Source organism: Hymenobacter jeongseonensis, from assembly GCF_015694725.1.
Classification (GTDB): domain Bacteria; phylum Bacteroidota; class Bacteroidia; order Cytophagales; family Hymenobacteraceae; genus Hymenobacter; species Hymenobacter jeongseonensis.
Genome location: NZ_JADQDQ010000005.1, coordinates 76,903 through 90,030 on the forward strand (window position 1 = coordinate 76,903; position 13,128 = coordinate 90,030).

10 protein-coding genes, 1 tRNA gene and 1 pseudogene are annotated in these 13,128 nt (G+C 56.8%); 2 read left to right on the forward strand and 10 right to left on the reverse strand.

Going from position 1 to position 13,128, the window contains the following annotated elements; all coding sequences use genetic code 11:
• Positions 1-45: 45 nt before the first annotated feature.
• A complete protein-coding gene (locus tag I2I05_RS12135; RefSeq protein ID WP_196282527.1) occupies positions 46-330 on the reverse strand; it encodes a hypothetical protein in 285 nt (94 codons plus the stop codon).
• Complete coding sequence (locus I2I05_RS12140) at positions 323-946, reverse strand: methyltransferase domain-containing protein (protein ID WP_196282528.1); 624 nt, start codon at positions 944-946, stop codon at positions 323-325. Before I2I05_RS12140 ends, I2I05_RS12135 begins: the two co-directional genes overlap by 8 nt.
• A 127-nt stretch (positions 947-1,073) precedes the next feature.
• Here I2I05_RS12140 and I2I05_RS12145 point away from each other — a divergent pair, with 127 nt between their 5' ends.
• Positions 1,074-2,024: a hypothetical protein gene (locus I2I05_RS12145; protein ID WP_196282529.1), complete on the forward strand. Its 951-nt coding sequence runs from the start codon at positions 1,074-1,076 to the stop codon at positions 2,022-2,024.
• 123 nt (positions 2,025-2,147) lie between these two features.
• On the opposite strand, the gene cphA is transcribed toward I2I05_RS12145, so the two are convergent.
• The 3 genes and pseudogenes from cphA to rpsA all read right to left on the reverse strand — a co-directional run.
• Positions 2,148-4,787 carry a cyanophycin synthetase gene (gene cphA, locus I2I05_RS12150; protein WP_196282530.1) on the reverse strand — a complete coding sequence of 880 codons (2,640 nt, stop codon included), beginning with the start codon at positions 4,785-4,787 and terminating at the stop codon, positions 2,148-2,150.
• A gap of 161 nt (positions 4,788-4,948) precedes the next feature.
• Positions 4,949-5,019 (reverse strand) — tRNA-Cys (locus I2I05_RS12155).
• 532 nt (positions 5,020-5,551) lie between these two features.
• Positions 5,552-7,363: pseudogene (gene rpsA, locus I2I05_RS12160) on the reverse strand (30S ribosomal protein S1); the annotation flags it as partial.
• Positions 7,364-8,293: 930 nt separating this feature from the next.
• Here rpsA and I2I05_RS12165 point away from each other — a divergent pair.
• Complete coding sequence (locus I2I05_RS12165) at positions 8,294-9,130, forward strand: alpha/beta fold hydrolase (protein WP_196282531.1); 837 nt, start codon at positions 8,294-8,296, stop codon at positions 9,128-9,130.
• 250 nt (positions 9,131-9,380) lie between these two features.
• On the opposite strand, the gene I2I05_RS12170 is transcribed toward I2I05_RS12165, so the two are convergent.
• The 5 genes from I2I05_RS12170 to I2I05_RS12190 form a co-directional block, all read right to left on the reverse strand.
• Positions 9,381-10,448, reverse strand: coding sequence for a fatty acid desaturase family protein (locus I2I05_RS12170; protein WP_196282532.1), 1,068 nt, complete (start codon positions 10,446-10,448; stop codon positions 9,381-9,383).
• Between the two features lie 60 nt (positions 10,449-10,508).
• Positions 10,509-11,003: an HNH endonuclease gene (locus I2I05_RS12175; protein ID WP_196282533.1), complete on the reverse strand. Its 495-nt coding sequence runs from the start codon at positions 11,001-11,003 to the stop codon at positions 10,509-10,511.
• Positions 11,004-11,310: 307 nt separating this feature from the next.
• Entirely contained in the window at positions 11,311-12,102 is a 792-nt protein-coding gene (locus I2I05_RS12180) for a C40 family peptidase (protein ID WP_230688304.1), read from the reverse strand.
• Between the two features lie 102 nt (positions 12,103-12,204).
• Complete coding sequence (smpB, locus tag I2I05_RS12185) at positions 12,205-12,663, reverse strand: SsrA-binding protein SmpB (RefSeq protein ID WP_196282534.1); 459 nt, start codon at positions 12,661-12,663, stop codon at positions 12,205-12,207.
• Position 12,664: 1 nt separating this feature from the next.
• Positions 12,665-13,105, reverse strand: coding sequence for a thioesterase family protein (locus I2I05_RS12190; protein WP_196282535.1), 441 nt, complete (start codon positions 13,103-13,105; stop codon positions 12,665-12,667).
• Positions 13,106-13,128 lie beyond the last annotated feature (23 nt).

Below are 13,128 nucleotides of genomic sequence, written 5' to 3' on the forward strand. Positions count from 1 at the left end.
TTTCTATTAAAAAGAGGGAGGGTGGTCTACAAATCAGTTAATGGTTTAGCATCTTTCTCCGCATTCGGTAAACAAACGCATCAGCCGCGTGGACTTACGGATGAAAAACATAACCACTGCCAGCAGGGCACAGGTAATTGCAAGTGCAGCATAAGCGGTTATCGTAGCTTGGAAGTACTGCTGCTCGAAATCAATCAGCTGTCTGCCGGCAGGTTGAGCAAAATTTCGTCTCGTAGCCCATAAGTAGCCAAAAAATATCGCTGCAAGCACCTGAGCCACCATTACCATTTTAGATAAGAGTCTGGCGACATCATCTGAAATTTTAAGCATCTGGTCCAGGCCTCCTTTTCAAACAGATAAACAGCTCCCGCCCCTGCCGGGGCCGGAGCGAATTGGTCGCTGTATCGAAGTGCCGGAAATCGAAATATGGCGCGAAGTAGTTGCGGTATTCTTCCTTGCTGCCGCCAAAGGGCGGCTCCTGTCCCGGCCCGAAATCAGTGTCGAAAAGCACGCCCATCAGCGTGCCGCCGGGGACTAGTAGTTGAGCGCATTGCTGCGCGTAAGCGGGTCGCAACGCCGGATTGAGGGCGCAGAAGAACGTTTGCTCCACAATTAAATCGTAGGGCTGGGCGTTGGACAGGGCAAAAAAGTCGGCTTCCAAAAGGTGTTCTGCCGGAAAATCCGGCACCCGGGTAGCCAAGGCTGCCAAGGCTTCGGGCGCTAGGTCAACCACGAATACTTCCCGGAAACCGAGCTGGTGCAAGTACTCGGCTTCGTAGGCCCGGCCGGCGCCGGGGATGAGAATGCGCGGTTGCTGGTGCCCCGTAAGTTGGTCGAAGTAGGCGCGGAGCGGCGGGGTTACTTCGCGGGTGTCCCAACCGTCGCGTCCGGCTACGTAACGCGCTTGCCAATAGGCGGCATCGAAAGCAGGCAAAACCGTTTCCATTGCGTCAAAGTATGTCGAAAACTTGCCAGGGCACGGAAGTCCCCTATTTTTACACCCAAAGGTAAGCGTCGCATTGCGGCGGGCACCCTAAAAAACCATTCGCTTTTCCTGAATTAACTATTCCCGCATGGACCCAAACGAAACCCCCGAACCCCGTTCCAACAATAGCCGCGTTCTCCTCTGGGTAGCCCTGGTTTTGGTGCTACTTGGCATCAACGGCGTTCTGTTTTACCTCAACCAGCAGAAAGGTCAGAAAAACGAGGAACTGACCACCGAAGTGCAAGCCAAGGACGGCAAGCTACAAGAACAAATCAAGCAATACGAAGCGCTGAAGACTGATTTTGAGCGTCAAAGCCAGGAATTGCAGGCCCTGGGCTTGAGCAATGACTCGCTGGAATCCAAAATTGCCAGCGTCAACGCCGACCTGTTGAAGCTCCGCTCCTTCCGGGCCGGCAGCTTCTCCATCGCCCAGCAAAACTTGTTCAAGCAGCGTGCTCAGAACCTAGAAACCCAGCTGCGTAAAAAGGACGACGACATTGCCCAACTCAAGAAGGACAACGAGACGCTCTACACCGAAACCACCACGCTTAAAGAGCGGCAAAACAAGCTAACCGACACCATCAGCACCATTGCCCGCACCAATCAAGAGCTCACGGATAAAGTGGGCGTCGCCTCGCGCCTGCAGTCCGAGAACATCCAAGTAGCTGTTATCACATCCAAGAACAAGGAGAAAGACGACGACAAAGACGAGTTCAAAGCCAAGCGCGTGGAGAAGGTGAAAGTGACCTTTAACCTGGCCCGCAACGACGTGTCGCCGAAGGAAACCAAAGCCATTTACATGCGCATTTTGGAGCCCGATGGCGCCGCGCTGTATAACCTGAGCACCGGCGGCGGCACCTTCACCGTGGATGGCCAGGAGGCATTTTATACCCAGAAGCAGGACGTGGTGTACGATAACTCCAAGCAGAAGCTGGATTTCGTTTATGCCAAAGGCGCTGAGTACAAGAAAGGCCAGCACACCGTGGAGCTGTATGAAAGCGGCCAGTTGATGGGCAAAACCACTTTCACGCTGAAATAACGTCGGGTCCAAGCAAATACGTAGCGGTCCGCACAACACGGCCGCCGCTTAATGCAACCCCAAAGCAAAAGAGCCCGCTTCAATCGAAGCGGGCTCTTTTGTTTAGCTACTACTTGCCTTTGCTTATTCAGCCGCCACTAAGGCCTCGTACTTATCCAGCTTGGCTAAGACGGCCGAAATATTTTCGGTAAACAGTGTGATGACGGCGCCTTCAGGCGCCGTGGCCAGCACGTGGTCGATGGCATCCATCTCCTTTTCAATGTAGGTGATGGGCAAGTCCGGCTTATCAAGGCGCAGGCCGCGCTCCATGAGTGCCTTGATTTCCTCGGCGGTTTTGCCGCGCAGGTCGCGGTCCTGGCGCAGCACCACTTCGTCGAAAATGCGCCCCGCTACGCGGGAAAAGCCCAGCGTGTCCTCGTCGCGGCGGTCGCCCAAGCCCGAAACCACCCCAATCTTGCGGGTGGCCGGAGTGGCATCCATGAACTCCGCAAATTTTAGAATTCCGGCCGTGTTGTGGGCATAGTCCACAATGACTTCGTACTTCGGGAATTTGTAAACGTTCATACGGCCCGGCGTCTTCGCTGCCGAAGGCACAAAGGTTCGCAACGCCGTCTTGATTTCGTCACGGTCGAAGCCAGCTAAATAGCCCGCCAGCGCAGCCGCTAGACTGTTCTCAATATTGAAGCCGGCGCGCCCCCCGAACGTGACCGGAAACTCCGCGGCCCGGTCGATGCGCAGCTTGTAGCTGTTTTTGTAAATGGTGATGTATCCTTCCTCGTATACGGCGGCCACGCCGCCAGCCTCCACGTGTTCGATGATGCGCGGGTTGTTCTCGTCCATGCTGAACAGCGCCACGCGGCAGTCCACGGTGCGGGCCATGGCATACACCAGGTCATCATCGGCATTGAGCACGGCCCAGCCATTTTTGCGCACCGTGCGCGGCAACACACCTTTCACGGCCGCCATTTCTTCGACGGTGTAGATGTCGCGCATGCCCAAGTGGTCGGCCGCAACGTTGGTCACCACCGCAATATCGCAGGTATGAAAGCCCAGGCCCGAGCGGAGCATGCCCCCGCGCGCGGTTTCGAGCACAGCGTAGTTCACCGTAGGGTCTTTGAGCACGAACTCGGCGCTTTGGCCGCCGGTGCAGTCCCCTTTTTGCAATTGTACCCCTTGAATGTAGATGCCGTCGGTAGTGGTAAAACCTACTTTGTATCCTTTGCTGGCCACCAAATGCGCAATCAGGCGGGTGGTGGTGGTTTTGCCGTTGGTGCCCGTGATGGCAATGATGGGAATACGGGCAGTGGAGCCGGGCGGGAACAGCATGTCCACCACCGGCGCGGCCACGTTGCGCGGCAAACCTTCGGCCGGTGAAATGTGCATGCGGAAGCCCGGAGCGGCGTTTACCTCAATCACGGCGCCGCGGCTCTCGTTGAGCGGCACGGCAATGTCCGTCGCCATCAAATCGATGCCGCAAATATCGAGGCCCACAATGCCTGCTACCCGCTCGGCGAGCAGCACGTTGTAGGGGTGCATCTGGTCGGTTACGTCGCTGGCTGTGCCGCCGGTGCTGATATTGGCCGTGCTCTTCAGGTACAGCGTCTCGCCGGCTGGCAGCACTGACTTCAAGGTCAAATCCTTGCTTTTCAGAATATCCAGCGTGTGCTTGTCGGCTTTGATAGCCGTCAGCACTTTTTCGTGGCCCACCCCGCGACGGGGGTCTTTGTTCACCTCATCAATCAGTTGCTGAATGGTGCTCGTGCCATCACCCGTCACGGCAGCAGGCGTGCGCTTCGCAGCGGCAATGAGCTTGCCGTTCACCACCAACAGGCGGAAGTCAAATCCTTCAATGAACTGCTCCACAATCACGGACCGCGAATATGCCTGGGCGGCTTTCAGGCCCTCGGCCGCATCCTTCCAGTTCATAATGCGGATGGTGGCGCCTTTGCCGTGGTTGCCGTCGAGCGGCTTGGTCACGATGGGGAAGCCCAATTCTTCAATGGCGTCGCGCAGGCCATCCTCCGAGTACACTGTGGTGCCGCGGGGCACCAGCACGCCCGCGTCCTTGAGCATGGCCTTGGTGCGGTTCTTATTGCCAGCCACTTCCACACCAGCGTGCGAAGTGTAGCTGGTCGTAGTGGCCCAAATGCGCTTTTGGTTGACGCCGTAGCCCAGTTGAATAATGTTGCTGTTTTTGAGCGCGATGTAGGGAATGTTGCGCGAAGCCGCTTCCGCCACGATGCTGTAGGTACTGGGCCCAATGAATTCCTCCTCGCGGATTTCGTGGAGTTCGTCGATAATTGCCTTTAGGTCGACTTTCTCCTTCTTACACGAAGCCTCCACAATCTCGACTGCAGCCTCGATGGCGCGTCGGCCGGCCCGCTCTTCCTGGTACGTAAACACCACGTACTCCACGCCATCTTCACGCGCGGGGTACGACTTGCCCCAATACACCGGCATGCCGGCGAGGCGCTGCAACTCCAGGGCAATGTGGTAGATGACGTGGCCCAATGGCTCGCCGTCGTTCAGCTGGTCCAAATCCAACGGCGGACGCTTCGCGGACTGCTTCCCGCCGCTCATGCCATTGGGCTGGGGCTGGCCGATGTGCGGAAACAGTTTCATAAGCCGCTCTCCTAGTCCGGGCACCGTATTCGACCACTTCCCCGCAAAATCCTCCAAATCAACTTTGGCCACAATGAGCTTGGTGTGCTTTACAGACCAATAGCTGGGTCCGCGCATGGTGCGCAGGTCAATAATTTTCATATTTGGAAAGAAAAAGGGCGTTTCGATTCCCCTACGTAAGAGAATGTGGCTTGGCTGCTAAATTTAGGCATAACGCCGGCCAAAATCCGGAAATCGTATTTCGAACCAAGAAAAAGCCCCGCCTGCCAATTGGCAAACGGGGCTTTCTCACTAGAAATCAGAGGTGACGGGCGGATTCGAACCGCCGTAGGAGGTTTTGCAGACCTCTACCTAGCCACTCGGTCACGTCACCAGTAGTGGTCTTTTGGGAGCGCAAAGGTAAGCAGCACGTTCGGCGTAGGCAAGGCAAAAGCACAAAAAAAGCCCCGGCGTTGCGGCCGGGGCTTTTTCTTACTCAAAACCAAGCACTAGGCTTTGGTTTCCTCGTCCTTTTTGTCGGCGTCGTCGCCGGCAACCAGGCCTTTGGCTTTCTCAACCAGGTCACCAGCTACTTCCGAAGCTTTAGCGAAAGCTTCCGAACCGGTTACGGCGTCCACAGCGTCGGAGGCGGCGTGCTTCACTTTGTCGAAGGTTTCGTTGTGCGAAACGGCTTCGGCAGCGTCAGCGGCCACTTCTTTCACTTTGTCGAGGGCAGCGGCAGCAGCACCGGCGATGCCAGCGAGCAAACCACCTTCTTCGGCAGCAGGAGCAGCTTCAGCGGCCGGAGCGTCGGCTTTAGCAGCTTTGGCCTTGGGAGCCTTGGCAGCAGGAGCTTCTTCGGTAGCCTCTTCGGCAGCGGGAGCAGCGGCAGGCTTGGCGGCAGCGGCGAGCTTCTGCTCACCGGCTTTGCGCTCGTTGCCCATCATCTGGTCGCGCAGGGCGCTCAGCGCGTCGAGGTCGCCCAACGTGGACTTCTCTTCGGTTTTCTTCAAGTCGCTGATTTTGCCTTCGCCTTGGGTGTCGCCAGCCTTGGTGTTGGTCTTCTTCTTAAACTTGGCGTTGCGGCTGTCGTCCTCGGCAGCGGCTTCTTTATTGAAGATGGCCGTGTGCGAGAGTACAATGCGACGGTCGTCCTTCGAGAACTCAGTCACGCGGAAGTCCAGCGCTTCGCCGTTTTCGGCGGTGCTGCCGTCCTCTTTCACCAACGATTTGGGGTAAGCGAAGCCCTCGATGCCGTACGGCAATTCGAGAACAGCGCCACGCTCCGACTTCTCGGTGATGGTAGCACGGTGTACCGAGCCGGGGGTGAACACCGACTGGAACGTATCCCAAGGGTTTTCCTCCAGTTGCTTGTGGCCCAGAGCCAAGCGACGGGCGCCCAGGTCCAGCTCCAACACTACTACGTCCAGCTTGTCGCCCACCTTCACCATTTCCGATGGGTGCTTGATTTTCTTGGTCCACGACAGGTCGGAAACGTGCACGAGGCCGTCCACACCTTCTTCCAGCTCAACGAACAGGCCGAAGTTGGTCAGGTTGCGCACGAGGCCGCTGTGCTTGGTGCCCACGGCGTACTTGTCGCCGAAGTCGCCACGCGTCCAGGGGTCTTCGGTCAATTGCTTGATGCCGAGGCTCATCTTGCGGTCTTCGCGGTCGAGCGTCAGAATCTGCGCTTCTACCGTGTCGCCCTGCTTGATGAAGTCCTGCGGGTTGCGCAGGTGCTGGCTCCAGCTCATTTCCGAAACGTGGATGAGGCCTTCTACGCCCGGTACCACTTCCATGAAAGCGCCGTAGTCAGCCACGTTCACGATGCGGCCCGATACCTTCGAACCTGGCTGCAGGTCGGCGGGCAGCGAATCCCATGGGTGAGGAGTCAGCTGCTTCAAGCCGAGGCTGATACGCTTCTTGGCTTCGTCGAAGTCCAATACTACGATGTTCAACTTCTGGTCCAGGGTCAGTACTTCGCTCGGGTGAGCGATGCGGCCCCACGAGATGTCCGTGATGTGCAGCAGACCGTCGACACCGCCGAGGTCGATGAACACGCCGAAGTTGGTCATGTTCTTGATGTTGCCTTCCAGAATCTGACCTTTCTCAAGGTTGTTCAGGATAGCCTCACGCTGCTTCTCGAGGTCTTTCTCGATGAGTACTTTGTGCGAAACAACCACGTTGTCGAAAGCGGAGTTGATTTTCACAACTTTCACTTCCATGCGACGGCCCACATAAATATCGAAGTCGCGGATGGGCTTCACGTCGATTTGCGAGCCGGGCAAGAAGGCTTCTACGCCGTCGAGCTCCATGATGAGGCCGCCTTTGGTGCGACGCTTCACTACGCCTTCGAGGATGGTATCCAGCTCGAGGGCATCGTAAATGGCCTTCCAGGCCTGCTTAATTTTAGCTTTCTTACGGCTCAGGATGAGCTGGCCGTTGGCATCTTCCTGGTCTTCGATGAACACCTCTACCTCGTCGCCGATTTTCAAGTCGGGCAAGTCGCGGAATTCAGTAATCGACACCAAGCCATCGGATTTGAAGCCGATGTTCAGGATTACGTCGCGGTCGGTGATGCCAACCACGGTGCCCTTCACTACTTCTTCTTCCTGTACGGTCGTGAGCGTGTCGCCGTACATTTTCTCCATCTCGGCACGCTGGTCAGCCGAGTAGTTTCCACCAAAACCGGTGGCTCCGACATTATCCCAGTCGAAATCGTCAATCAAATCTGCCATAAATAGCTGTTGGGCACCTCTTGGATAAACGTAGCGGCCGATGCCCGGGCCCTTACGCGGTTCTTGTTGAACACCTTGCCGTTGTGCAGCAAAGCCCGCCACCCTGGCGGGGCCGCAAAGGTACGGGATTTCAGGCGGTTTTGCTAGTCGATGTCCACGCTTTGGGGGTAAGGTTTAATGGCCTCTTGCAAATAGCCAGGATTTACGCGTAGGCTAGTTCTTGTGCGAGCAATTGCTTGGCGAACGGTTTCTTTATCTGGCCCAAAAAAGTGGAATCTAACAGTCCTTTGGGGCCCGTAGAAGGTCACATTTCTCGCATAGCTGGCTTGACCCCGTCTGCCCGACTCCGCACGTGTCGGCAAGTGGTAATCTATTTCTACGGTACGAGTGACACTATCCTCAGCATACCTCTCAATAACTGCTAAGTTTCGATTCATGGCTGACACCACATCACGCTGTTGCTTTTCGTCAGCTATGCTGTGCCAATGCACTGCTCTCTGCGCCAAATCTGGATAGGCTGTTATATAAACAGACACCATTATGGTAGTGTCATGGTTGTAGAACAGGCCGTTAGCTTCACTATAGCTGCAGGAGGAGCAACATGGACCCCAGCCCTGTTGCTTACTATATTTTAGCGAACTATCGGGCAGCAAGAAGGAAATGTTGCCTTTCGCGATGAACACACGTTTTCCTTTTGACCCTGTCAATCCCAACTCATCATGCGAGCAAGCGAGAAGAAATACCAGGCTAAAAATTGTCAATACTGCCGTTCGCCTCATTATGCTATCGAGTCTCGTTTTTCACAGTTATAGTCGCCGCAATCTACTTGCTTCTTGGCGCAACCCACAATCTTAACCATACGCCGCGCAACTTCGCCCAGTACCATAGAGTAAAGCACAGAAGTCAATTCACCAAAAACTTCTCTTTCACATGGCCTATATCAAAGCAGGCGACGACACGGCCGGACACCCGGTAAATATTTTCTACGAAGACTGGGGGCAGGGCGCTCCGGTAGTCCTCATCCACGGCTGGCCACTCGACCACACCATGTGGGAGCACCAAGCCATTGGGCTGGCCAAAGGCGGCTTGCGCGTCATTGCGTATGACCGCCGCGGTTTCGGACGTTCCTCCCGGCCTTGGACGGGCTATGACTACGATACGCTGGCAGCTGACCTCAACGCCTTGCTCGAAGAGTTGGACCTTAACGGCGTAACGCTGGTGGGCTTCTCGATGGGTGGCGGCGAAATAGCCCGTTACCTGAACACCTACGGCGATGCCCGCATTGCCCGCGTGGCTTTTGTGAGTGCCGTGCCGCCGTTCATGCTCAAAACAGACAACAACCCCGAAGGCGTGCCCCAATCCGTATTTGATGGCATGCAGGACGGCATTAAAAAGGACCGGTTTGACTTCCTGCAAACCTTCGCCAAAGGCTTTTATGGCGTGGGCATGATTAGCCACCCCGTGAGCCAAGCCGTGCTGGACTGGAATTTTACGGTGACGTCCTTAGCCGCTCCCAACGCTACGCGCGACTGCGTGACGGCCTTCAGCGCCACCGATTTCCGGGCCGATTTACAGAGCGTGAAAGTGCCTACGCTGGTTATTCACGGCGACAACGACGCTACAGTTCCTTTTGAGAAAAGTGGCGAGCGCACGGCCAAGATGATTCCTGGCTCGGAGTTGAAGGTGTATAAGGGCGCGCCGCACGGCCTGTTCTTCACTGACAAAGACCAGTTGACGGCAGATTTGCTGGCGTTTGCAGGCCGGTAATAAGCAGAATCAATCAGGCCCGTCATGCTCATCTGGCGTCCGCGCAGTCGAAGAATCTCTCCCACTTCGTTAAATCACCGGCCATGCTGAGCGCAGTCGAAGCATCTCGCGTGCCACCAGTAATTCAAACGACTGATTTTGCTGTGGCACGCGAGATACTTCGGCTGCGCTCAGCATGACAGTTTTTTCTTATAAACAAAAAGCCCCGACGCAGTTGCGTCGGGGCTTTTTGTTTGCAATATCTGGTGCTTTATGCGGCGCGGCCCATCTGGCGGAGGAAACCGACGTGGGAGGCGATGGCCGAACGGGTGCGGCTGTAGTTGTTGTATTTCACATCAAACTCATCACACACCTGCTGCACAATCTTGCTGATAGCAGGATAATGCACGTGTGAAATCTTGGGGAACAAGTGATGCTCAATCTGGAAGTTGAGGCCACCTACTAACCAGCTAACTACTTTGTTGTCGGTGGCGAAGTTGGCCGTGGTGCGCACTTGGTGGATGGCCCACTCATCTTCCAATTTGCCTGTTGTTTCGTGAGGAATGGGGAAAGCGGCATCCTCAACGGTATGCGCCAACTGAAACACCATGCTTAGCACCAAGCCAGCAATGGACGTGCTCAGCATGAAGCCGGCTAACCAGGGCAGGAAACCAACCATGTAGATGGGCAAGGCGATATACAGCACCAAATTCAGGGCTTTGAAGCCCCAGAAGCTCACGTGTTCGCCGGTGTTCATGGGCTTGAGGCCAATGGCGCCGATTTGACGGGTGAAGTATTTCTGGTAGTCCATCGCAAATACCCAAGACAGGTAAAGCATGCAGTAGAGCACCCAGAAATAGAAGTGCTGGTAGCGGTGCAGCGCGTGCTTGGGCTGGTCGGGCGTCATGCGCATCCACGGGCGGATATCGATGTCGTCGTCGTGGCCCGCTATGTTGGTGTAGGTGTGGTGGATGAGGTTGTGCTTGGAGTTCCACATGTATGGGCTGCCGCCGAGCACCCCCAGCGTGTAGGCCGCCAGCTTGTTCACCCAAGAGAAGCGCGAGAAGCTGCCGTGGGCGCCGTCGTGCATCACGTTGAAACCGATGGCGGCGATAACGCAGCCGGCAAGCGCGCATTCGAGCAAAGCCCAGCCGGTGGCCGGCGTAAAGAATACGAGGTGAACGTACAAGGCAATCAACGCGCCCACGAGCAGTACGGCTTTGACAATAAGGCTGGTATCACCCGTCATTCGCCGGCCCGACTCCTCAAAGTATTGGTTGATGCGAGTTTTTAGCTCGGTGTGAAAGGAGCGAGTTGCTGCGAATTTGGGTAAGGCCATGGGCGGGATTTTTGGATGCGGGGCACAAAGGTACCCTTCTCCAACGCCTTACTGCCCAACTTAGTTTAGATAGGCGTGCCAGTTCTGGTCAATGGTGCCCGCCGAGAGCTTCAGAAAGCCTGCCAACGTGGGCTTTTTCGGCTGCTGCCGAATGGTGAGACCGGCCTCGTTGGGCGTGTGGTGGCCCTTGGCGTGGTTGCAGCGAGCACAGGCAGTCAGCAGGTTAGTCCAGGACGACTCGCCGCCGCGGGAGCGTGGCACCACGTGGTCGAGGGTCAGGTTTTTGGTCGAGCCGCAGTACTGGCACTCAAAATGGTCGCGCTTGAAAATATTATGGCGGCTCAGAGCAATGCCCTTGTAGGGCACACGCACATAGCGCTGCAAGCGAATGATGCTCGGCTTGGGATAGGCATGCGAAATGGTGCGCAAAACGCCTTGCTCTGACTTGGCCACCATTTCCGCTTTGTCAAGAAACAAGAGCACAAACGCCTTTTGCACGCTGCACAGGGTGATGGCGGTATAGTCGCCATTCAGCACTAACACTTTTTGGTCCATACACGCTTGGGGCTCGGATAACCCGCCGAAAGCTAGCGGTTTCCAAGCGGATAAACAAGCGGTATGGGGTTAAGTTCATCCAGCAATCAGCCGTAAAACCGAACGGTTCGGTTGAGCGCCGCCGAAGCATCACTGACGCTTCGTTTCCTGGTTTGTCATCCTGCCTGAAGCGAAGGACCTTCTCAGGTTTGCACGAATCGTTCGGCCAGCAAAAGATGCTTCCTTCGTTAGCAGGAAAAGCGGTGCAAGTCGAGATGCTTCGGCGGCGCTCAGCAGGACGTGGCCTTATGTGCTGTTTGCTCCGCTCCTACTCTGGCAGCAGGCGCTTGAGGAGGCGCAGCTTGTGCGAGTAGCGCTGCCGGTCGCGGTTGTAAATGCCGTTGTGGTCGAGCGGGTCGAGGCGGACTTCGCCGTGGGCGTGCAGGATGAGGCCTTCATCCATCACCATGCCCACGTGCACGATGCGGCCCTCGGCGTTGTCGAAAAAGGCGAGGTCGCCGGGCTTGGCTTGGGCCACGAAATGGACGGGGCGGCCGTGGTCAATCTGCTGGCGGGCATCGCGCGGGAGCTGGATGCCTACCAAGCCGTAGAGCTGCTGGCACAGGCCGGAGCAGTCGAGGCCGAAGATGCTTTTGCCGCCCCACACGTAGGGCGCCTTCAGGTACATGAGGGCGATTTTGCGTAGCAGAGCGGCTTGGCGGGCAAAGTCGGGGGCGGCGGTGGGGTTGGTGGCCGTGCCGTTGAAGAAATAGCTGCGGTCGCCCACGCGCACGTTCATGCCGTCGAAAAATGGTAGGCGGCAGCCCAGCGTGAGGGGAATTTTGGTGGTGGCGTCGCTCACGGCCTGTACCACGTCGAGGGCGCGGGGGTGGTCCTGGGCGCACCACTGCGCGTAGTAATCCGACGAAACGGGCGTGTGCTGCTTGGTGTCAATCCAGCCCACGTAGTCGTCGGCGGCGAGCTGCACCTGGAGCCAGCTTTCCTGCGTCACCAAAATCTGGTAGCACTCGCCAAACAGCAGCTGGGTAACCAGCTCGGCCCGGTCATTGGGCTCGGCACGGACGGGGACAGCGCTCAGGGCGCAGATACCGGGATTCAAAGGTGAATGGGCAAATGGGTGAATGAGTGAATGCAAAGAACGGCAGCAATCCGATGAGCGTGAGGGATAGGAAGGCAAAAGGGCGAAATCACTCCCTTCTTGTTACATACGCTCCATGTCGCGCTTCTGGGCTTTTTCCTTGAGGTCGTTGCGCTTGTCGAACAGCTTTTTGCCTTGGGCCAAAGCAATTTCGATTTTGGCAAAGCCGCGGTCCGTCACAAACAGGCGCAGCGGGATGATGGTCAAGCCTTGGTCCACGCTTTTACCGGCCAGTTGCTTGAGCTCGCGCTTGTTGAGCAGGAGCTTGCGCTCGCGCATGGCGTCGTGGTTGTTGTAAGTGCCTAAGGAATAAGGCGCGATGCGAATGGAATGAATCCAGAGGCTGCCGTCGGTGTGGAACAGGCAGTAGCCGTCGGTCAGGTTCACGTTGCCTTCGCGGATGCTTTTGATTTCGGTGCCTTGCAGCATCACGCCCGCGTCGTACTTGGCCAGAAAGGTGTATTCGTGGCTGGCGCGGCGGTTTTTGATGTTGATGATGACAGGTTTATCGTCTTTGGCCATGTTACTGGTTCGGTTCAGGAGGTGCGGGGGCCGCGGCTTCGGCTTGCAGCGCCGCAAAGTGGGCGGCCAGGCGGGCCCGCGACACGATGCGTTGGCCGGTGTGGCCGGTGGCGACAAGGCGGGGGCCCACTCGGGCTTCTACGGCACAACGCAAATTTGCGCCGTCGAGGACGTCAAAGGTAGCCGTAAGTGTCACGGTTTCGCCAGCAAAGGCGGGCGCGTGGTGCCGGATGGCTAACTCGGTGCCGATGCCTTCTTCGTCGGCGGCTTTCATTTCCAATACAAAAAGGCGGGCGGCCCACTCCATTTCGCGGCCCAGGGCGAAGGTGCTGAGAACCCGATGAACGAGCCCGCCGGTATCCGGGCCAAAATCGGCAAAGTCCTGGGGCTGCACGACGTAGGAATGCGTCTTGGTAGCGCCGGAGCGGAAAGGGTTGGTCATAAGTAGTAAAGCAGTAGCGCGGA